We start from the raw sequence: 19865 nt of genomic DNA, 5'->3' as shown, positions 1-19865 counted from the left end.
CTGCGGCCGATCGGCCGCAGCGACGCCTCGGGCGGCTACCGCCGCTACGCCTGGACCGGCGCCGACGCCGACTGCCGGCTCTGGTTCCGGATGCAGGCGGAGGCCCGCCGCCTGGACTACGAGGTCGACCGCAACGGCAACCAGTGGGCCTGGCTCGGCGACCCCGCCGCCAAAGACGCCGTCGTCACCGGGTCCCACCTGGACTCGGTACCCGACGGCGGCGCCTTCGACGGCCCCCTCGGCGTCGTCTCCGCCTTCGCCGCCCTCGACGAACTCCGCCGCCGCGGCGTCCGGTTCACGCGCCCCCTCGCCATCACCAACTTCGGTGACGAGGAGGGCGCCCGCTTCGGCCTCGCCTGCGTCGGCTCCCGGCTCACCGCCGGACAGCTCACCAAGGACAAGGCGTACGAGCTCCGCGACGCCGACGGGATCACGCTCCCGCGGGCGATGGAGGCCGCGGGCTACGACCCGGACGCCATCGGCCCCGACCCCGAACGCCTCGCCCGGATCGGCGCCTTCGTCGAACTCCACGTCGAGCAGGGCCGCGCCCTGGACCTGTCGGGCGACGCCGTCGGCATCGCCTCCGCGATCTGGCCCCACGGCCGCTGGCGGTACGACTTCGCCGGCGAGGCCAACCACGCCGGCACCACCCGTCTCGTCGACCGCCGCGACCCGATGCTGACCTACGCCGAGACGGTCCTGGCCGCCCGCCGCGAGGCCGAGCTCGCCGGCGCCGTCGCCACCTTCGGCAAGATCGCGGTGGAGCCGAACGGCGTCAACGCCATCCCCTCCCTGGTCCGCGGCTGGCTCGACGCCCGCGCGGCCGACCAGCACGCGCTCGACACGGTCATCGAGGGGATCGAGACCGCCGCCCGCGACCACGCCGCACGCCAGGGCATCGACCTCACCGTCGTACGGGAGTCCTTCACCCCGGTCGTGGAGTTCGCCCATACGCTCAGGGACGAGCTGGCCGGGATCCTCGGCGAGAAGACCCCGGTCCTCGGTACGGGCGCGGGACACGACGCCGGAATCCTCTCCGGATCCGTCCCGACCGCCATGCTGTTCGTACGGAACCCCACCGGCGTCTCGCACTCCCCGGCCGAGTACGCCGCCGAGGACGACTGCGTGGCCGGGGTCCTCGCACTCGCCGACGTACTGGAAGGGCTGGCGTGCAGGTGACGACGTACTGGCTCGAACACGCCTGGCTCGACACCCACGTCGAACCGGGCGTCACCCTGACCGTCGCGGACGGCAGCGTCACCGCCGTACGCAAGGAGGTCGCCACCCCGCCCCCCGGCGCCGTCGTCCTGCGCGGCCTGACCGTCCCCGGCCTGGCCAACGCCCACTCGCACGCCTTCCACCGGGCCCTTCGCGGCACGGTCCAGGTCGGCTCAGGCACCTTCTGGACCTGGCGGGAGGTCATGTACCAGGTCGCGTCCCGGCTCACCCCCGAGACCTACCACGCCCTGGCACGGGCCGTGTACGCCGAGATGGCGCTGGCCGGCATCACCGCCGTCGGCGAGTTCCACTACCTCCACCACGCCCCCGGCGGCACCCCCTACGCCGACCCCAACGCGATGGGCGAGGCGCTCATCGCGGCGGCGGCCGAGGCCGGCGTCCGCATCACCCTCCTCGACACCGCCTACCTCTCCTCCGGCTTCGGCGCCGCACCCGAGCAGCACCAGCTCCGCTTCACCGACGGCACGGCCGACGCCTGGGCGGAGCGCGTGTCGGCGCTCAAGGAACGCGACGGCGTACGGATCGGGGCGGCGATCCACTCCGTGCGGGCGGTCCCCGCGGACCAGCTGGCCACGGTCGCGTCCTGGGCCCGGGAGCGGGGCGCGCCGCTGCACGTCCACCTCTCGGAGCAGACGGCGGAGAACGACGCCTGCCTCGCCGCCCACGGCCGCACCCCCACCCAGCTCCTCGCCGACCACGGCGTGCTCGGCCCGCTGACGACCGGCGTCCACAACACCCACCTCACGGACACCGACATCGCGCTGATCGGCTCCTCGACGACCGGCACCTGCATGTGCCCGACGACGGAGCGCGACCTCGCGGACGGCATCGGCCCGGCCGCCGCACTCCAGCGGGCCGGCTCCCCGCTGTCGCTCGGCAGCGACAGCCACGCCGTCATCGACCTCCTCGAGGAGGCGCGCGCCATGGAGCTGAACGAGCGCCTGCGCTCGCGCACCCGCGGCCACTGGACGGCCGCGGCCCTGCTCCGGGCCGCCACCGCCGACGGCCACGCGTCCCTGGGCTGGGGCGCGTCGGGCCGGCTGGAGGAGGGCGCCCTCGCCGACTTCACGACGATCGCGCTCGACTCCGTCAGGACAGCGGGACCGGTGCCGCGTCTGGCAGCCGAGACGGCGGTATTCGCCGCGTCGGCCGCGGACGTCCGGCACACGGTCGTGGGCGGCCGCCATGTCGTACGGGACGGGGTCCACCGATCCGTGCCGGACGTGCCCCGGGCCCTCGCCGACTCGATCGCCGCCCTGCGCGGCTGAAGGAGACACCCCTCACCATGAACACCGGCCCTGCGGCGACGAACAGCCCCGCGGCGACCTCCGCCCCCACGAGCACGAACAGCCCCGTGGCGACCGCGGCCACCGCCATCGTCAACATCGCCAGCCTGGTCACCAACGATCCCTCCCTCGGAGATGGCACCGCCCTCGGTCTGATCCGGGACGCGGCCGTCGTCATCGACGGCGACCGCGTCGTCTGGGTCGGTGAATCAAGAGAAGCACCCGCCACTGACAACCGGGTCGACGCGGGCGGCCGGGCGGTGATCCCCGGGTTCGTGGACTCCCACTCGCACCTGGTCTTCGCGGGCGACCGCACGGCCGAGTTCAACGCCCGGATGTCCGGGCAGCCGTACGCGGCCGGCGGCATCCGTACGACGGTGGCGGCGACGCGGGCGGCGAGCGACGAGGCCCTCTCGGCGAACGTCGCCCGCTACCTGCGCGAAGCCCTCCGCCAGGGCACCACCACCTTCGAGACCAAGTCCGGCTACGGCCTCACCGTCGAGGACGAGGCCCGCGCCCTGCGGATCGCCGCCGCCCACACCGACGAGGTCACCTACCTCGGCGCCCACATCGTCTCCCCGGACTACGCCGACGACCCCGCCGCCTACGTCGACCTCGTCACCGGCGAGATGCTGGACGCCTGCGCCCCGTACGCCCGTTGGATCGACGTCTTCTGCGAGAAGGGCGCCTTCGACGGGGACCAGGCGCGGGCGATCCTGACCGCCGGAAAGGCCAAGGGCCTGCACCCCCGCGTGCACGCCAACCAGCTCTCGTACGGCCCCGGTGTCCAGCTCGCCGTCGAACTCGACGCGGCCAGCGCCGACCACTGCACCCACCTGACCGACGCCGACGTCGACGCGCTCGCCTCGGGCGCCACGGTCGCGACGCTCCTGCCGGGCGCCGAGTTCTCCACCCGCGCCCAGTGGCCGGACGCCCGCCGCCTCCTCGACGCGGGCGTGACGGTCGCCCTGTCCACGGACTGCAACCCCGGCTCGTCCTTCACCTCCTCCGTCCCCTTCTGCATCGCCCTCGCCGTACGGGACATGCGCATGACGCCGGACGAGGCGCTCTGGTCCGCCACCGCGGGCGGCGCGGCCGCGCTGCGCCGCACCGACATCGGCCGCCTCTCCCCGGGCGCCTACGCGGACCTCGCGATCCTGGACGCCCCCTCCCACGTCCACCTCGCCTACCGCCCGGGCGTTCCCCTGGTCTCCGAGGTCTGGCGCCGGGGCGTCCCGACCGGCGCGCCGTCCGGGGCCTGACCGCCGCCCCGGGCCTCCCGACAGCCCCGGCAGTCCCGGCACTTGCCCGGCGCCGCCGCCCGGAAGGCGCGGTCGCAGCCTTCGCAGGTCTGCATCGGTAGCGGTCCGGTTCTCTCGGCCGGGTTGGTCGGCGCGGGCGGCAGCGCGGGCGGCAGCCACTCCCGCAGGCGGTGCGCGAGCAGCCGGGCGGGCCAGCGGATCGTCCCGGCCGGCAGCCCGCCCGCGAGGGTGCGCACCACGGCGGGAGCCTCCACCCCCCGTTCCAGCCAGGTACGTACCGCCGGGGCCAGGCACCGGACGTCGTTCTCGGACAGCAGCAGCCGGGGATCGGCCTGCCGCAGACCGGCCAGCAGCGAGGCGGCGGGCCGCAACTCCTCGGCGAGCGCGGGTGCTTCCCGAGCACGGACCCGTGCCGGGACGGTGTGGCGACGCTTCACCAGATCCACCCGGTGGGGGTTCTCGTACCAGTACGTCCGCGTCGCGAGCTTCGCCCCCGCCGCGCGCTCGACCTTCCGCTTCAGGTATCCGGCGGCCTCCAGCTCCCTGAGCGCGTGGGCGATCCGCGCCTCACCCTCGGGGAACCGCGCGGCCAGCACCTTGATGCCGACGAGCGCGCCGTCGGGCAGGGACTGGATGTACACCCCGATCCCGATCGCGCAGGCGGACAGGTCCTTGTGCTGGGCGAGGTGGTTGCCGACGACGGTGAACTTCTCGTCGTGGCGATGCCGGATGTGCGTGACTCCGGCGTACGCGGACACGGCCGCGCTAAACTGCGTGTCAGTCATCGGGAAGGTCTCTTCTTCCTAGGTGATCAGGCCCTCGACCGGGATGCCAGTCCCGCCGAGGGCCGAAATCTTTTATGGGGCATGTGAATTGGCGCGACCGTACCGTGCCGTCCGCGCGTTCTGCCACCTTGTCACCCGAACGTGTGAGGGTGTCGGGTTTGGGTGGGAAGGTTCTCCCCAAGCTTCTTCTACCGGGACGTCGTGGACCGCCGGACCCCTCCCGACCGGCTCACACCCCACCGGATCGCGGTTCCCCGGATCGCGGTTCCCCGGATCGCGGTTCTCCGGGACCCTCCTCCAGCGCGGCCGCCCTGGCGGACCTCCCCCACCGGCCCACCCGGCAGCGTGTGCGGTCGTCGAACGGGTTATGCTCCGGCGCCTTTCAGTCGACCGGAGGAACACGGATGAAACGACTCGCCTGTCAACTCGCGGCGCTCTGCGCCCTCTTGTTCGCGGGGGTGACGCTGCCGGCCGGCGAGGCCCACGCGGCCGAGGCCCCGCCGCCGACTGCCGGGCACACGTACGCGCTGCGCTCCGAGGCCAACGGCATGTTCGTCGCCGCGGAGATCAACGCCCCGGGTGCGCAGGCCGGCAAGCTCCGGGCCCGCACCGCCGGCGGCCCCGAAGCCCTGGGCTCCTGGGAGAAGTTCACCCTCCACACCGCCGACAAGGGCGCGACCGTCGCCCTTCGCTCCGAGGCGAACGGGCTCTACGTCACCACGGAGGTGAACTACGGCGACCCGTACGCGGGCCTGCTCCGGGCTCGCGGCGCGACCGTCGGCGACTGGCAGGGCTTCCGGCTGGAGCCGCAGTCGAACGGCACCTACGCCCTGAAGTCCAAGGCCACCGGCGCCTACGTCACCGCCGAGATCAACGACTCCGGCGGGGACCAGGCCATGCTGCGGGCACGCGCCACCTCGGTCGGCTCATGGGAGCGCTTCGAGATCGTGGACCTCGGAGCCCCCGGAGGCGCGGACCGTCCCGCGCCCCGGCTTCCGGCCACCGCCGAGGACTTCAAGGTCATGACCTGGAACGTCTGCGCCGGCACCAACGACACCTGCGGCAACCACCGGGTCACCGGGGACGCCCTCGCCGACCAGGTCGTGGCGCGGCTGGGGGCGGCGGCCGCCGACTACGACGCCGTCTTCCTCCAGGAGATGTGCGAGACGCACGCCAGGACCGTCGAGACCAGGCTGGAGGCCGCGACGAACAGCGGGTGGCACGTGCGGTTCGCACCCATCCGGTACACCGTCGACGGCTCGGAGCTCCTGGCCGCCAGGAACTGCGCCAAGGCCGGCACCGACGGCAACTGGACGGACCGCGGCGCGTACGGCATCGGGCTGGCCGTCCCGGCGGAGAGCACCTGGTACCGAGCCGAGGCCCTGACCTCCCCGCCCAACCAGTTCGACGGTACGACCTGGACGAGGAAGGAGCAGCGCACGGTCCTGTGCGCCACGATCGAGGCGCGCGCCCTGCAGTTCTGCAACGCCCACTTCAGCTCCGGCCTGACGACGGACGACAGCACCGGGTCGTACCGCGAGGCGCAGGCGGCGCAGCTGGAGAGCGTCGTGCACGCCCGGACCCCGGCCGGCTACCGCACGGTCTTCGGCGGCGACCTCAACGTCGTACCGCCGGACTCGACCTCTCCCGACGGCCCCAAGGACGCGCTGAAGGGCCTTTACGCGGCGGACCGCGAGTGCGACGAGGGCCTGTGGCCGGAGCGTCCGCGGGACGGAAGGGCGACGAAGCCGCTCACCGGGCGGGAGATCAAGATCGACTACATCTTCGCCCCCGCCGGCGCGCAGCTCGTGTGCGACGTGACGGCAGACGCCGGCCGGTCCGACCACTACCCCGTCACCGCGCGGGTACGGCTCACCGGCTGACGCGGAAGGGCCCGTCCGGTACGGACGAGCCCTTTCCACAAGCCTTCGGGGAACCGCCGGGGTCACTCGTCCAGCGTCAGTCCCTTGCGCAGCCTGCCGAGCGTGCGGGTGAGCAGCCGGGAGACGTGCATCTGCGAGATGCCGAGCTCCTCGCCGATCTCCGACTGGGTGAGGCCGGCGACGAAGCGCAGGGAGAGGATGCGCCGCTCGCGGGCCGGCAGCGAGGCGATCATCGGCTTGAGGGACTCGACGTACTCGATGCCCTCCAGGCCGTGGTCCTCGTAACCGATCCGGTCGGCGAGCGCGCCCTCGCCGTCGTCGTCCTCCGGCTGGGCGTCCAGCGAGCTCGCGGTGTACGCGTTGCTGGCCGTCATGCCCTCGACGACCTCGTCGCGGCTCAGGTCGAGCTCCGCGGCGAGTTCGCCGACGGTCGGCGTGCGGTCGAGCCGCTGGGCCAGCTCGTCGCCGGCCTTGGCGAGGTCGAGGCGGAGCTCCTGGAGCCGTCGCGGGACGCGCACCGACCACGACGTGTCGCGGAAGAAGCGCTTGATCTCGCCGATGATCGTCGGCATCGCGAACGTGGGGAACTCGACGCCCCGGGAGAGTTCGAACCGGTCGATCGCCTTGATCAGGCCGATCGTGCCGACCTGGATGATGTCCTCCATCGGCTCGCTGCGGGAGCGGAAGCGGGAGGCGGCGAACTTGACCAGGGCGAGGTTGAGCTCGACGAGGGTGTTGCGGACGTACGCGTACTCGTGCGTGCCCTCTTCGAGGTCGTCGAGGCGGGCGAACAGGGTCTTCGAGAGCGCCCGGGCGTCCAGGGCCTGGACCTGGTCGAAGGGCGGGATCTCGGGAAGGCCGGGACCGAGCTCGAGATCGTGGGTGGGGGGCAGAGTTGCTGTCGACGACGCGTTGTGGGGACGCGGAGCGTCGAGCCGGGGTGACATGGTCTCCTCCATCATTCCTTCTTGCTGCGGTTTGCGGCGCCTCCAAAGCCGGCCGTGTCGGATGTTTCCCCTAGGCCTATCGTCTCGGCGGGGATCATTGCAAGTGTCAATTGTCTGCTTTGTGTAGTTATGTGGCAGAGGGCGGCTGCCGTAGCGGGCGCGGACCTTGTATGGTTCGACCACGTCAACCGCCATTCGTGAGAGCGAGAAGAGGCACGGGAATGGACCGCCAGAACGTCGGCAGCACGCAGTCAGGACGGCTGCGGGTCGAGGTCCGGACCGTGGGGGCGACCGAGATCCTCACTCCGGTGGGTGAGCTCGATCACCACACCGCCGACCTGTTGCGTGCGCCACTGGACGAGGCGCTCGACGCCGGTCGCTCACGGCTCGTGGTCGACTGCTCACGCCTTGATTTCTGTGATTCCACCGGGCTCAACGTGCTGCTGGGTGCCCGGCTGAAGGCCGACGCCGCCGGGGGAGGGGTCCACCTGACCGGGATGCGGCCCGTGGTGGCGCGGGTCTTCGAGATCACCGGTGCGGACGTCGTCTTCACCGTGCACGACTCTCTCGCGGCGGCCCTCCCCGACGAGTGACGGGTGTCGTGAGGGAATCGCCGGGCAGAAGAGCCCAGGTTTCGTCCTTTTGTCTGGTGAATCGGTTGAATCGGTGAGGTGAAGCGCTGATGGACACTGCTGCCGGTGGCAGGGAGGTCGAGGAGGCCACGAGCCACGGCACGGGTGCAGCCTCCGCCGGCGCGCGTTCCGGTGCCGATGCCGCCGACGCGGCCCATGCGGCCGGTGCCGCGGCTCCCGGTGCCGACCTCGACGCACGGACCCTCTCGCTCGGCGCCGCCAGTGGCACCGTCCCGCTCGCCCGCGACTTCACGAGGACGGCGCTCTACGACTGGGGCTGGCTGCCCGCCGCCACCGCCGAGGCCAGGGCCGCCGCCGAGGACGTCCTGCTCGTCGTCTCCGAACTGGTCACCAACGCCTGCCTGCACGCCGAGGGCCCGGAGTCGCTGAGCGTCCGGCGCCGCGCGAAGGTGCTGCGCCTGGAGGTCGTCGACCGCGGCGCCGGCCAGCCCGCGCCGCGCACCCCGCACCGGGCCGGACGGCCCGGCGGACACGGCATGTTCATCGTGCAGCGGCTCTGCCTCGACTGGGGCATCGAGCGCACACCCGGCGCCCCGGGCAAGACGGTCTGGGCGGAACTGAGCGCGCCGGCCTAGGACTTGCTGCGGCCGCAGCCGCAGCCGGCTGGCACGGCCGTTCGGGGAGTCGCGTGCGTCTCCCGGTGACCGCCGTCGTCGACGTGGACTACGCCTGCGAGACCACAATCGACCCCAAGGGCGCGGTCTCGCCCGTCGACCTCAGGGCCGTCGAGAACGGCGGCTCCTACACGATCACCATGCTTCGAGAAGGGCGTCTCCGACAGCCCGGTCGAGCTCCCCAAGGGCGTCATGACACCCCGCCCGGGGAGCACCGGGGCACGGTCTTCGCGACGGTCGGCTGCCGGGAGGCGCGAGTCCCGGTGCATCTGCGGGTGAGCGGGTCCTCGACCGCCCGGGCCGAGGGCGGCAAGGGCGGTGGCACCACCGCGAGCGGCGGTACGGGCGGTACGGGCGGCTCCGGCGGCGGCCTCGCCCAAACCGGCGCCGAGGACGAGGGCGCCCTGCGCGCTCGCCCTGGTGGCCGGCACGGTAATCCTCCTCGGCGGCGCGGTGTTCACGTTCACCCCGTGGGCGCGGCTGCGGCGCTGACGCGGTACGGGCCGGCCGGAAACGGCGGAGGGCCGCCGCACCGGATCAGTGCGGCGGCCCTCCGGTCCGTACGGAAGCCGACGTCAGTGGACGTCGCCCATCAGCGTCTGGACCTTCTTGCGGTACATGTAGATCGCGAAGCCCGCCGCGACGGCGAGCGTCGCCTGCATCGCGATGATCCCGGTTCCGTTCAGGTCCACGCCCGCGATGGAGAGCAGACCCGTGGTGCAGTCACCGGCGGTGACGGCGAGGAACCAGACACCCATCATCTGGGAGGCGTACTTCTTCGGCGCCATCTTCGTCGTGACGGAGAGGCCGACGGGGGAGAGGCAGAGCTCACCGATGGTCTGGATCATGTAGATCGAGACGAGCCACATCGGGGAGACGAGGGTGCCGTCGCCCGCCATGTTCATCGGGACGACGAAGACGAAGAAGGACGCACCGACGAGGACCAGGCCCATCGCGAACTTCACGATGGTGTTCGGCTCCCGGTTCCTGCGGGCCAGCCACAGCCACAGCCAGGCGAAGACCGGGGCCAGCGCCATGACGTAGAGCGGGTTCAGGGACTGGTACCAGGTGGCGGAGAAGCCGAGGCCGAAGACGGTGCCGGCGGTCTTGCCGTCCGCGAAGAGGGACAGGGTCGAGCCACCCTGGTCGTAGATCATCCAGAAGATCGCGGCGGCCACGAAGAACCAGATGTAGCCGTTGATCTTCGACTGCTCGGACGGGTCGAGGTCCTTGTCACGCTTGATGCGGGCCAGGACGGCGATCGGAATGAGCAGACCGGCGAGGGTGAGCGGGACCAGAGCCCAGTTCAGCGTGTACAGGCCGAGGGCCACGACGATGCCGTAGAAGACGGCCACGAGGGCGACGGCGAGAGCGGCCTTCGTGATGACCGCCTTGCGCTCCTCGGCGGAGAGCGGGTTCGGGACCTCGCTGCTCTTCGGGTTGAGGCTCTTGGCGAAGGTCAGGAAGACCGCGAGACCGAGGCCCATGCCCACCGCGGCGAGCGCGAAGCCGAGGTGCCAGTTGACTTCCTTCCCGATCGTTCCGATGAGGAGCGGAGCGACGAAGGCGCCGAGGTTGATGCCGACGTAGAAGAGCGTGAAGCCGCCGTCACGACGCGGGTCCTCGGGACCGTCGTAGAGGTGGCCCACCATCGTCGAGATGTTGGCCTTGAGCAGACCCGAACCGACGGCCACCAGCGCGAGGCCGACGAAGAACATCGCCGAGCCGGGCAGTGCCAGCGAGATGTGACCGGCCATGATCACGAAACCGGCGATGGTGACGGTCTTGCGGGCGCCCCAGACACGGTCGCCGAACCAGCCGCCCGGCATCGCCATGAGGTAGACCATCGACACGTACACCGAGTAGATGGCCGTGGCGGTGGCCGCCTTCATCGCCAGACCGCCGCCCTGGCCGCCCACGGCGGCGTCGGCGCCACCGGAGACCAGGTAGTACACCAGCAGGGCCCGCATCCCGTAGTAGGAGAAGCGCTCCCACATCTCGGTGAAGAAGAGGGTGGTCAGGCCGCGGGGGTGGCCGAGAAACGTCTTCTGGTACCGGGGAACTCCGGTCGAAGCCGTCGTCAGGCTGGACGCCATGTCGATCCTTGCTCTTTCGGGACGCGCGCCTCGTGAGCGTGGTGCGCCCGGTGGGGGAGGCCGGCACCGGCGAGGAGCGGTCGCGCCCCGCCGGGATCCACGCCCCGCGACGCGCATGGCGTCACCGGACCCGGCCCACAGGTCATTCACCGTCCTCAAGGTTGGCGAAGCCGACCTCGCGCGAAAAGAGACCTTTGGCGCACGAAGCGTGCCAAAGGTCCCCGAATACCGCTACAGACGTCTCGCCACCATACGACACGACAGCAGCCCATATGGAAGGGGTTGAGAGATGGATCACAGGTAATCAGGGAGCCACGGACCGTCATTCGAAGGTCATCTGCTGACTGGCCATCCGATAGCCAGGGCCTGTGCGCACCCGGTGGATCATGCCTCGGGTGTCCCCCATGCGGACTACCATCACCCCATGACCCGTGTACTGCTCGCCGAGGACGACGCATCCATCTCGGAACCGCTGGCCCGCGCCCTGCGGCGGGAGGGGTACGAGGTCGAGGTGCGGGAGGACGGGCCGAGCGCCCTCGACGCCGGACTCAAGGGCGGGGTCGACCTCGTCGTCCTCGATCTGGGGCTGCCCGGCATGGACGGGCTGGAGGTCGCCCGGCGCCTGCGCTCCGAGGGGCACGCGATCCCGATCCTGGTGCTGACCGCCCGCGCCGACGAGGTCGACACCGTCGTCGGGCTCGACGCCGGCGCCGACGACTACGTCACCAAGCCCTTCCGCCTCGCCGAGCTCCTCGCCCGGGTCCGGGCCCTGCTCCGGCGCGGCGCCACCGAGTCGGCCGTCCCCCCGGCCACGCACGGCGTGCGGATCGACGTCGAGTCGCACCGCGCCTGGATGGGCGAGGAGGAGCTCCAGCTCACGGCGAAGGAGTTCGACCTGCTGCGGGTCCTGGTCCGGGACGCCGGCCGGGTCGTGACCAGGGACCAGCTGATGCGGGAGGTCTGGGACACGACCTGGTGGTCCTCGACCAAGACCCTCGACATGCACATCTCCTGGCTGCGCAAGAAGCTGGGCGACGACGCGGCCAACCCGCGCTACATCGCCACGGTCCGGGGCGTCGGCTTCCGCTTCGAGAAGAGTTAGCGCGTCCGCTTTCGAGAAGCGTGCGGAAGCGTCCTGCCGCTCGCGCCCGGGGCCGCCGCTCCCGGGACCGTAGGCTCGACGGGCAAGACCGTCACCCCGCCCGGAGGGCATGCACCGTGCGCCGCAGGCTGATCAACTCCACGCTCGCCGTGGTCCTCGTCGTCATCGCCGTCTTCGGGGTGTCCCTCGTCCTCGTCGAGACGCGGACCATCTCCAGCAGCGCCCAGGAGAGCGTGGACTCCGAGGCGCTGCGCCTGGTCGCCATCGTCGACAGCCGCCTCATCGGCGGGGAGCCCGTCAACCCCGACATCCTCGCCGAGCAGAGCGGCGCCAAGCGGTACGCCCTGATCGAGATCCCCGGCCGCGCCCCCATCGAGATCGGCACCCGCCCCCAGGGCAGCGTCATCCGCGCCACCGCCGACGGCGAACGCGGCGAGACCGTCACCGTCGAGGAGTCCCGCTCCACCGTCACCGCCGAGGTCGGACGCACCCTCCTGATCATCGGCGCCGTGGCCCTGCTCGCCGTCGTGGCCGCCGTCCTGCTCGCCGTACGGCAGGCCAACAGGCTGGCGTCCCCGCTCACCGACCTCGCCGAGACCGCCGAACGGCTCGGCTCGGGCGATCCGCGCCCGCGTCACCGGCGGTACGGCGTGCCCGAGCTGGACCGGGTCGCCGACGTCCTGGACGCCTCCGCCGAGCGGATCGCCCGGATGCTCACCGCCGAACGCCGGCTCGCCGCCGACGCCTCCCACCAGCTCCGTACGCCCCTCACCGCCCTGTCCATGCGGCTGGAGGAGGTGGCGGTCGCCGACGACCTGGACACCGTCAAGGAGGAGGCGACGATCGCGCTCACCCAGGTCGAGCGGCTCACCGACGTCGTCCAGCGACTGCTCACCAACTCCCGGGACCCCCGTACCGGCTCCGCCATCGCCTTCGACCTCGACGAGGTCGTCAAGCAGCAGATCGAGGAGTGGCGCCCCGCCTACCGCAGCGCGGGCCGGGCGATCGTCCACTCCGGCAAGCAGGGCATGCGGGCGGTGGGCACCCCCGGGGCGGTGGCCCAGGTCCTCGCCGCCCTGATCGAGAACTCGCTCATGCACGGCGGCGGCACCGTCGCCCTGCGCACCCGGGTCACCGGCAACCAGGCCGTGATCGAGGTCACCGACGAGGGGCCGGGTGTTCCCGCCGACCTCGGCGCGCGGATCTTCGAGCGGACCATCAGCGGCCGCAACTCCACCGGCATCGGCCTCGCGGTCGCCCGGGACCTCGCGGAGGCGGACGGGGGGCGGCTCGAGCTGCTCCAGCAGCAGCCGCCGGTGTTCGCGCTCTTCCTGAGCCGCGAGGTCAGACGCCACACGGACGAGGAGCGCCCGGTCCGCTAGGGCTTTTCTCCAGGACCGGGGTCACACGCGGTCGGGCTGCTTCCTGACCGCCTGCCGTGGAGCCTGCTCCAGGAACGATTCGGCGGTCTGCACGGCCTCCCGGGCCGGCAGCGTACGGAACACCCACGTGCGGTACGACCAGAAGCGGAACAGTGTCGCGACGCCGATGCCGAAGAACTTGAAGAAGTTGCTCTGCAGCGGGCTGTCCCAGCCGAACCCGTACGTCGCCGCGTACAGGATGCCGTTCTGGATCACCAGGCCGACGACGCTGAACAGGAAGAAGAGCGTCAGCTCCCTGGTCCGGCTGCTCTTGTCGCGGTCCCGGTAGGTGAAGTACCGGAAGCCCACGTAGTTGAACGCGATCGCGACGACGGTGGCGATGATGCTCGCCCGCACGACCGGCAGGTCCGTCAGATGGCGTACGAGATTGAACACCCCGAGATCCACCAGAAGCCCGACACCACCGACCGCGCCGAACTTGGCGAACTCGCGGGTGAGCTGATCAAGCCGCACGCGCAGTGCGCTTTTCTCAGTCATGGTGATCGCTCAGCCCCGTCCTTCGGATGATGTCAACCAACCCATGCTAACCAGCGCGCCTGTCACCCGCCCCCGGACATCGCAAACCATGGGAAAACCCCGTTTCGCTGTGCCAAAGCACAGGCGGATGAGGCTTCCCGCCTCGTGCGGATACCCTAAGAGGGTGACGTTTCCGGTAGTCGGCATGGTCGGTGGCGGTCAGCTCGCCCGTATGACCCACGAGGCGGGCATCCCCCTCGGCATCAAGTTCAAGCTCCTCAGTGACACCCCGCAGGACTCGGCGGCCCAGGTGGTGAGCGACGTCGTCATCGGCGACTATCGCAACCTGGACACGCTGCGTGACTTCGCGCGCGGCTGTGACGTGATCACCTTCGATCACGAGCACGTGCCGACCGAACACCTGAGGGCCCTGGAGGCGGACGGCATCCCCGTCCGCCCCGGGCCCGACGCGCTGGTGCACGCCCAGGACAAGGGGGTGATGCGCGCCAGACTGGACGAGATCGGCGCGCCGAGCCCGCGCCACCGCATCGTCGCCGACCCGGCGGACGCGGCGGCCTTCGCCGCCGAGGTGGGCGGCTTCCCGATCATCCTGAAGACCGTGCGCGGCGGCTACGACGGCAAGGGCGTCTGGTTCGTCCGTACGGAGGCCGACGCCCGCGACCCGTTCCAGGCGGGCGTGCCGGTGCTCGCCGAGGAGAAGGTCGACTTCGCGCGCGAGCTCGCGGCGAACATCGTGCGCTCCCCGCACGGCCAGGCCGTCGCCTACCCCGTCGTCGAGTCGCGGCAGGTCGACGGCGTCTGCGACACGGTGATCGCACCCGCTCCCGGCCTCTCCGGCGAGCTGGCCGGTCAGGCCCAGGAGCTGGCGCTGCGCATCGCCAAGGAGCTCGGCGTCGTCGGACATCTGGCCGTCGAGCTGTTCGAGACCGCCGACGGGCGGATCCTCGTCAACGAGCTCGCCATGCGCCCCCACAACTCCGGCCACTGGACCCAGGACGGCGCGATCACCTCGCAGTTCGCCAACCACGTCCGGGCCGTCCTCGACCTCCCGCTGGGCGATCCGCGCCCGCGCGCGCCCTGGACGGTCATGTGCAATGTGCTGGGCGGGGACTACCCCGACATGTACTACGCGTACCTGCACTGCATGGCCCGCGATCCGCAGCTCAAGATCCATATGTACGGCAAGGACGTGAAGCCCGGCCGCAAGGTGGGGCATGTCAACACCTACGGCGACGACCTGGACGACGTGCTGGAGCGCGCGCGTCACGCCGCCGGCTATCTGCGAGGAACGATCACCCAATGAGCACCAGCCCCGATGCGAGCCCCGTCGTCGGCATCGTCATGGGATCCGACTCCGACTGGCCCATCATGGAGGCCGCGGCGCAGGCCCTGGACGAGTTCGAGATCCCGTACGAGGTCGACGTCGTCTCCGCGCACCGCATGCCGCGCGAGATGATCACATACGGCGAGGAGGCCGCCGACCGCGGTCTGAAGGCGATCATCGCGGGCGCGGGCGGCGCCGCCCACCTGCCGGGCATGCTCGCCTCGGTCACCCCGTTGCCCGTCATCGGTGTCCCGGTCCCGCTGAAGCACCTCGACGGCCTGGACTCGCTGCTCTCCATCGTGCAGATGCCGGCCGGTGTGCCGGTGGCCACGGTCTCCGTCGGCGGCGCCCGCAACGCCGGTCTGCTCGCCGCCCGGATCATCGCCGCGCACGACCCGGAGCTGCTCGGCCGGATGCGGGAGTTCCAGCAGGAGCTGAACGACCAGGCGAGCGAGAAGGGCAAGCGGCTGCGGAACAAGGTCGAGGGCTCGGAGTCCTTCGGATTCGCCAGGTGAGCGGGGCGGACCGCCCGGCGCCGGAGCGCCTCGAGGAGGCGCGCGAGCTGCTCGCCTCCGCGCCCGTCGTCGACGGTCACAACGATCTGCCGTGGGCCCTGCGGGAGCACGTCCGCTACGACCTGGACCGCATGGACATCGCGGCCGACCAGCGCGGCGCCCTCCACACCGACCTGGCCCGGCTGCGGGCCGGCGGCGTCGGCGCCCAGTTCTGGTCCGTGTACGTGCCGTGCTCGCTGAGCGGGGACGACGCGGTCAGCGCCACCCTGGAGCAGATCGACATCGTCGACCAGCTCCTCGCGCGGTACGCCGGGGAGCTGGCCCCCGCCCTCACCGCGGACGACATGGAGTCCGCGCGGCGGCAGGGCCGTATCGCCTCCCTGAAGGGCGCCGAGGGCGGCCACTCCATCAACGACTCCCTCGCCACCCTGCGCGCGCTGCACACCCTCGGCGTGCGCTACATGACGCTCACCCACAACGACAACACCGCGTGGGCGGACTCGGCGACCGACGAGCCGGGAGTCGGCGGGCTCTCGCCCTTCGGCCACGAGGTCGTCCGGGAGATGAACCGGACCGGCATGCTCGTGGACCTCTCGCACGTCGCCGCGACGACGATGCGGGACGCGCTCGACACCTCCGTCGCGCCGGTGATCTTCTCGCACTCCTCGTCCCGGGCGGTCTGCGACCACCCGCGGAACATCCCCGACGACGTGCTGGAGCGGCTGCCGGCCAACGGAGGCGTGGCGATGGCCACGTTCGTACCGAAGTTCATCCTGCGGGCGGCCGTGGAGTGGACGGACCGGGCCGACGAGAACATGCGGGCGCACGGGCTGCACCACCTGGACACCACCCCGCGGGCGATGAAGATCCACCGCGCCTTCGAGGCGGACAACCCGCGTCCGATCGCCACCGCCGCCACGGTCGCCGACCACCTCGACCACATGCGCGAGGTGGCCGGCATCGACCACATCGGCATCGGGGGCGACTACGACGGTACGGCGTTCACCCCGGCCGGACTCGACGACGTCTCCGGCTACCCCAACCTGATCGCGGAGCTGCTGACCCGCGGCTGGTCCCGCGCCGACCTCGCCAAGCTGACCTGGTCCAACGCGGTCCGCGTGCTGCGGGACGCGGAGGCGGTCTCCCGCGGTCTGCGGGCGACCCGTGGCCCGTCGAACGCGACGATCGAGTCGCTGGACGGGCTGCCCGCCTGACGCCCTCCGGCACGGTGACACCGACGGCCCCGCTCCGGCGGGGCCGTCGGTGTCTCGTCCCGGCGGGGCCGTCGCCCGTACCGGCGTGGGCCCCCGTCCGGCGGGCGTCCCCCGGACGTACCACTCCACCGCGACCGGGGGAGGGGCGGGTGGCACGGTGGGCGGTACTGCCTCACCGAGTTCGGAGTCACCTCATGGCAGATCTGCTGGACGACGCCCCTGACCTGTCGGCCGCTTCCGCAGCCGCCGGTGAGCTCGATCCCCCGGGACCACCACCGCCGCCCGCGTCGGACGAGGACGAGCACGCCCGCGCCCTGCTGGCCGCGTATCCGGTCGTCGAGGGGTACATGGACGTTCCCGAGCCCCCCGACCCCGAGGACCTGCCTCCGCCCAGGGCCCAGGGCGTGGGGGCGCAGTTCTGGTCCCTGCGCGCCGGGCCCGGGGACGACGCGGTCCTGGAGACGCTGCGACGGATCGACACCGTACGGACCCTCGTCGCCGCCTGCCCGGAACACCTGCGGCTGGCGCGGACCACGGCGGAGGTCTCCGACGCCGCCAACTGCGGCCGGGCCGCGGCGCTGCTGGGGCCCGTGAGCGCCACCGCTCTCGGCGGCTCGCTCGCCACGCTCCGGGCGTACCACGCGCTGGACGTCCTGGCGGTGACGCTGTCCGGTCTCGACGACTTCGACCGCTTCGCCCACGACGCGGTACGGGAGATGAACCGGCTGGGCGTCCTCGTGGACCTCTCGGGCGCCGCCCCGGACACGATCCGCGCCGCGCTGGCGGTCACCAAGGCCCCGGTCCTGATGACGCGCGGGGAGCCGGAGGCCCTGCCGGACGAGGTTCTGGCCCTGCTGGGCGAGAACTGCGGCGTGTGCATGGTTCCGGTGACGGGCGGCGTCTCCGCCACGGCCGACGCCCTGGACCGGCTGCGCGCCCTGGCCGGACCCGGCTCGCTGGGCCTCGCGCACTGCCCGGACCCGGGGTCCGGCTACCGGGAGCTCGTCGTGGAGCTGCTCCAGCGCGGCTGGCCGGACCAGGACATCCGCGCCCTCACCCGCGCCAACGCGACCCGCGTCCTGCGCGAATCGGAGTTCCACTCCCGGGCCACCCGCCTGCGCCGCCCGACCTGAGACCGGGGGACAGGGGCCGGGGCCGGTCCGGCCCCGGGGCTCGGCGGCCTGCCGGCCAACCGTCCGTCGCCGCTACGCCCGCGGGCGGCCCATCGCGCGGTACACCCAGCCCGCCTCGCGCCACAGCGTCGGGTCCAGCGCGTTGCGGCCGTCCAGGATCACCCGGGACGTGACGACCTCCCCGAGCTCCGCCGGGTCCAGGGCGTCGCGGAACTCGCGCCACTCCGTCAGGTGCAGCACCACGTCCGCCCCGCGTACCGCCTCCAGCGCCGTGTCCGCGTACCCGAGCGTCGGGAACAGCCGGCGCGCGTTGTCCATGCCCTTCGGGTCGTAGACCGTCACCTGCCCGCCCTGCAGATGGATCTGGCCCGCCACGTTCAGCGCCGGCGAGTCCCGCACGTCGTCCGAGTCCGGCTTGAACGTCGCGCCGAGCACCGCCACCCGCTTGCCCAGGAACGACCCGCCGCCCAGCGCGTCGCGCGCCATCGCGACCATCTGGCCGCGCCGCCGCATGTTGATCGAGTCGATCTCTCTGAGGAACGTCAGCGCCTGGTCCGCGCCCAGCTCGCCCGCCCGCGCCATGAACGCCCGGATGTCCTTCGGCAGGCAGCCCCCGCCGAAGCCGATCCCGGCCCGCAGGAACTTGGACCCGATCCGGTCGTCGTAGCCGATCGCCTCCGCGAGCTTCGCGACGTCACCGCCCGCGGCCTCGCACACCTCCGCCATCGCGTTGATGAAGGAGATCTTCGTCGCCAGGAAGGAGTTGGCCGCGGTCTTCACCAGCTCCGCCGTCGGGAAGTCCGTCACCACGAACGGCGAGCCCTCGCCGACCGGCCCGGCGTACACCTCGCGCAGCACCTTCTCGGCGCGCTCGCCGCGCACACCGACCACGATCCGGTCAGGTCGCAGCGTGTCCTGGACGGCGAAGCCCTCCCGCAGGAACTCGGGGTTCCACGCGAGGTCGACGCCCTCCGGCAGCAGCCCCGCGAGCCGTTCCGCCGAGCCGACCGGCACGGTCGACTTGCCGACGACCAGCGAGCCCGAGCGCACCACGCCGGCGAGCGAGGCGAAGGCGGCGTTGACGTACGACATGTCGCACGCGTACTCGCCGTGCTTCTGCGGAGTGTTCACACACACGAAGTGGACGTCGCCGAACTCGCCGACCTCCTCCCAGGAGGTCGTGAAGCGCAGCCGCCCCGTCGACCCCTCGATCCCGGTGGCGTGCCGGGCGAGGAGCTCCTCGAGCCCGGGCTCGTACATCGGGACCCGGCCCGCCGACAGCATCTCGATCTTCTCGGGTACGACGTCGAGTCCGAGGACCTCGAAGCCCAGCTCCGCCATGGCCGCCGCGTGTGTCGCGCCGAGGTAGCCGGTGCCGATCACGGTGATCTTGAGGGCCATGCGGGACTCCATGTGCGTGCAGGCGGAAAATGCCTGCCCGAGCATAGTCGGGGCGGTGTGGACGGACCGCGCGCCGCCGCGGGCTGTCGGAAAGCTCACCTGGTCCCCGAGGCCGCCCGCACCCTAAAATTTGGGTTACTTAACGGTAGTTAGCGTTCTAGGGGAGCTCGGGATCATGGGCAAGGACTTCGACCTTTATCGTCCGTCGGAGGAGCACGAGATGCTCCGGGAGTCGGTGCGTGCGCTGGCGGAGGCGAAGATCGCGCCGTTCGCGGCGGTGGTGGACGAGGAGGGCCGGTTCCCGAGGGAGGCGCTGGACGCGCTGGTGGCGGCGGATCTGCACGCGGTGCATGTGCCGGAGGTGTACGGGGGTGCGGGGGCGGACGCGCTGGCGACGGTGATCGTGATCGAGGAGGTCGCGCGGGTGTGCGGCAGTTCCTCGCTGATCCCGGCGGTGAACAAGCTGGGGTCGCTGCCGGTGATCCTGTCGGG

The 19865-nt window shown here is 71.9% G+C and carries 19 protein-coding genes; 14 read left to right on the top strand and 5 right to left on the bottom strand.

The annotated features are described in order from the left end of the window. The 3 genes from ACWDX6_RS30130 to hutI form a co-directional block, all read left to right on the top strand. The coding region (locus tag ACWDX6_RS30130) for an allantoate amidohydrolase (RefSeq protein ID WP_451488044.1) at positions 1 to 1179 on the top strand (1179 nt) is incomplete at its 5' end. Beyond that, on the top strand, positions 1170 to 2507 hold the full coding sequence (locus ACWDX6_RS30125) for a formimidoylglutamate deiminase (RefSeq protein WP_451488043.1): 1338 nt from the start codon (positions 1170 to 1172) through the stop codon (positions 2505 to 2507). The genes ACWDX6_RS30130 and ACWDX6_RS30125, both read left to right, overlap by 10 nt. 17 nt (positions 2508 to 2524) lie before the next feature. Next, positions 2525 to 3787 (top strand): imidazolonepropionase, encoded by a 1263-nt coding sequence (gene hutI, locus ACWDX6_RS30120; RefSeq protein WP_451488042.1) that lies wholly within the window; start codon positions 2525 to 2527, stop codon positions 3785 to 3787. Here hutI and ACWDX6_RS30115 read toward each other — a convergent pair. Further along, positions 3712 to 4572, bottom strand: coding sequence for a helix-turn-helix domain-containing protein (locus ACWDX6_RS30115; protein WP_451488041.1), 861 nt, complete (start codon positions 4570 to 4572; stop codon positions 3712 to 3714). The genes hutI and ACWDX6_RS30115 overlap by 76 nt on opposite strands. Before the next feature lie 404 nt (positions 4573 to 4976). Here ACWDX6_RS30115 and ACWDX6_RS30110 point away from each other — a divergent pair, with 404 nt between their 5' ends. Continuing rightward, entirely contained in the window at positions 4977 to 6455 is a 1479-nt protein-coding gene (locus ACWDX6_RS30110) for an endonuclease/exonuclease/phosphatase family protein (RefSeq protein ID WP_451488040.1), read from the top strand. A 62-nt stretch (positions 6456 to 6517) separates the two neighbouring features. Here the strand turns inward: ACWDX6_RS30110 and ACWDX6_RS30105 are convergent, their stop codons facing one another. Continuing rightward, entirely contained in the window at positions 6518 to 7414 is an 897-nt protein-coding gene (locus ACWDX6_RS30105) for an RNA polymerase sigma factor SigF (RefSeq protein ID WP_451488039.1), read from the bottom strand. Between the two features lie 209 nt (positions 7415 to 7623). On the opposite strand from ACWDX6_RS30105, the gene ACWDX6_RS30100 reads away from it, so the two are divergent. The 3 genes from ACWDX6_RS30100 to ACWDX6_RS30090 all read left to right on the top strand — a co-directional run bounded on the left by ACWDX6_RS30100 (position 7624) and on the right by ACWDX6_RS30090 (position 9161). Further along, positions 7624 to 7995: an STAS domain-containing protein gene (locus ACWDX6_RS30100; RefSeq protein WP_403293473.1), complete on the top strand. Its 372-nt coding sequence runs from the start codon at positions 7624 to 7626 to the stop codon at positions 7993 to 7995. Positions 7996 to 8084: 89 nt separating this feature from the next. Next, positions 8085 to 8630, top strand: coding sequence for an ATP-binding protein (locus tag ACWDX6_RS30095; protein WP_451488038.1), 546 nt, complete (start codon positions 8085 to 8087; stop codon positions 8628 to 8630). A 357-nt stretch (positions 8631 to 8987) separates the two neighbouring features. After that, the gene (locus tag ACWDX6_RS30090; RefSeq protein WP_451488037.1) at positions 8988 to 9161 is read left to right on the top strand and encodes a hypothetical protein; all 174 of its coding nucleotides are present in this window, start codon (positions 8988 to 8990) and stop codon (positions 9159 to 9161) included. Between the two features lie 83 nt (positions 9162 to 9244). On the opposite strand, the gene ACWDX6_RS30085 is transcribed toward ACWDX6_RS30090, so the two are convergent. After that, positions 9245 to 10765 carry a peptide MFS transporter gene (locus tag ACWDX6_RS30085; protein WP_451488036.1) on the bottom strand — a complete coding sequence of 507 codons (1521 nt, stop codon included), beginning with the start codon at positions 10763 to 10765 and terminating at the stop codon, positions 9245 to 9247. Positions 10766 to 11189: 424 nt separating this feature from the next. On the opposite strand from ACWDX6_RS30085, the gene ACWDX6_RS30080 reads away from it, so the two are divergent. Continuing rightward, on the top strand, positions 11190 to 11867 hold the full coding sequence (locus ACWDX6_RS30080) for a response regulator transcription factor (RefSeq protein WP_451488035.1): 678 nt from the start codon (positions 11190 to 11192) through the stop codon (positions 11865 to 11867). A gap of 116 nt (positions 11868 to 11983) precedes the next feature. Beyond that, a complete protein-coding gene (locus ACWDX6_RS30075; protein ID WP_451488034.1) occupies positions 11984 to 13249 on the top strand; it encodes an ATP-binding protein in 1266 nt (421 codons plus the stop codon). Positions 13250 to 13270: 21 nt separating this feature from the next. Here ACWDX6_RS30075 and ACWDX6_RS30070 read toward each other — a convergent pair whose 3' ends face one another. Next, positions 13271 to 13786, bottom strand: a complete 516-nt coding sequence (locus ACWDX6_RS30070; protein WP_451488033.1) for a GtrA family protein — start codon at positions 13784 to 13786, stop codon at positions 13271 to 13273. A 163-nt stretch (positions 13787 to 13949) separates the two neighbouring features. On the opposite strand from ACWDX6_RS30070, the gene ACWDX6_RS30065 reads away from it, so the two are divergent. The 4 genes from ACWDX6_RS30065 (at position 13950) to ACWDX6_RS30050 (ending at position 17972) form a co-directional block, all read left to right on the top strand. Next, on the top strand, positions 13950 to 15089 hold the full coding sequence (locus tag ACWDX6_RS30065) for a 5-(carboxyamino)imidazole ribonucleotide synthase (protein ID WP_451488032.1): 1140 nt from the start codon (positions 13950 to 13952) through the stop codon (positions 15087 to 15089). Next, the gene (gene purE / locus ACWDX6_RS30060) at positions 15086 to 15625 is read left to right on the top strand and encodes a 5-(carboxyamino)imidazole ribonucleotide mutase (RefSeq protein WP_451488031.1); all 540 of its coding nucleotides are present in this window, start codon (positions 15086 to 15088) and stop codon (positions 15623 to 15625) included. Before ACWDX6_RS30065 ends, purE begins: the two co-directional genes overlap by 4 nt. Then, entirely contained in the window at positions 15622 to 16839 is a 1218-nt protein-coding gene (locus ACWDX6_RS30055; RefSeq protein ID WP_451488030.1) for a dipeptidase, read from the top strand. Before purE ends, ACWDX6_RS30055 begins: the two co-directional genes overlap by 4 nt. A gap of 194 nt (positions 16840 to 17033) precedes the next feature. After that, positions 17034 to 17972 (top strand): membrane dipeptidase, encoded by a 939-nt coding sequence (locus ACWDX6_RS30050; RefSeq protein ID WP_451488029.1) that lies wholly within the window; start codon positions 17034 to 17036, stop codon positions 17970 to 17972. A 72-nt stretch (positions 17973 to 18044) separates the two neighbouring features. Here the strand turns inward: ACWDX6_RS30050 and ACWDX6_RS30045 are convergent, their stop codons facing one another. After that, complete coding sequence (locus tag ACWDX6_RS30045; RefSeq protein ID WP_451488028.1) at positions 18045 to 19373, bottom strand: UDP-glucose dehydrogenase family protein; 1329 nt, start codon at positions 19371 to 19373, stop codon at positions 18045 to 18047. A 175-nt stretch (positions 19374 to 19548) separates the two neighbouring features. Between ACWDX6_RS30045 and ACWDX6_RS30040 the strand changes: the two genes are divergently transcribed. After that, positions 19549 to 19865 (top strand): acyl-CoA dehydrogenase family protein (locus ACWDX6_RS30040; protein ID WP_451488027.1); only part of this gene is annotated, 317 nt, incomplete at its 3' end.

The sequence above is a fragment of the Streptomyces sp. NPDC003027 genome, from assembly GCF_053591435.1.
This window is presented reverse-complemented; position numbering and strand designations above follow the sequence as displayed.